This is a genomic window from Mesorhizobium sp. M1A.T.Ca.IN.004.03.1.1, from assembly GCF_003997555.1.
GTDB lineage: Bacteria > Pseudomonadota > Alphaproteobacteria > Rhizobiales > Rhizobiaceae > Mesorhizobium.
In genome coordinates this window covers 1-734 of sequence record NZ_RZTV01000049.1, presented here as the reverse complement: position 1 = coordinate 734, position 734 = coordinate 1, and the positions used below count along the sequence as shown (strand labels likewise).

1 protein-coding gene is annotated in these 734 nt (G+C 68.3%); it reads right to left on the bottom strand.

Translation table 11 applies throughout. The annotated features are described in order from the left end of the window. A partial coding sequence (gene hemA / locus EOD29_RS30615) for a 5-aminolevulinate synthase (protein ID WP_127248778.1) occupies positions 1–734 on the bottom strand: 734 nt, incomplete at both ends.

Sequence of the window (734 nt, the reverse complement as noted above, 5' to 3'; positions counted from 1 at the left end):
CCGGTCGCTCTTGGCGACGGCCGGGCGGCCGGAGGCGGCATAGGGGATGCCGAGCGCGTCCCAGGTCTCGACCAGCGCGTCCTGCAGTTCGGCGATCAGCGCGTCGGAATGGAAAGGTGTCGGCGTGATGCGCAGCCGTTCGGTGCCGCGCGGCACCGTCGGATAGTTGATCGGCTGGATGTAGATGCCGTGGACGCCGAGCAGGCGGTCGCTCGCCATCTTGCAAAGCTCGGGATCGCCGACCAGCACCGGCACGATGTGGGTGGCGGATTCCATCACCGGCAGCCCGGCCGCGGCAAGCACCTGCTTGGCCCGCGCTGCCTGGCGCTGCTGGGCGTCGCGCTCGGCCTGCGAGCGCTTCAGATGCCTGATCGAGGTGGTGGCGGCCGCCGCGATCGCGGGCGGCAGCGCGGTGGTGAAGATGAAGCCCGGCGCATAGGAGCGCACCGCGTCGATCACAGCGCTTGTGCCGGTGATGTAGCCGCCCAGCGTGCCGAAGGCCTTGGCCAGCGTTCCCTCGATGATGTCGATGCGGTCGGCAAGACCCTCGCGCTCGGTGATGCCGCCGCCGCGCGCACCGTACATGCCGACAGCATGAACCTCGTCGATATAAGTCATGGCGTTGTAGCGCTCGGCGAGCTCGACGATCTGCTTGATCGGCGCGATGTCGCCGTCCATCGAATAGACGCTTTCGAAGACGATCAGCTTGGCGCGCTCGCGTCCTGCCGCCTGCA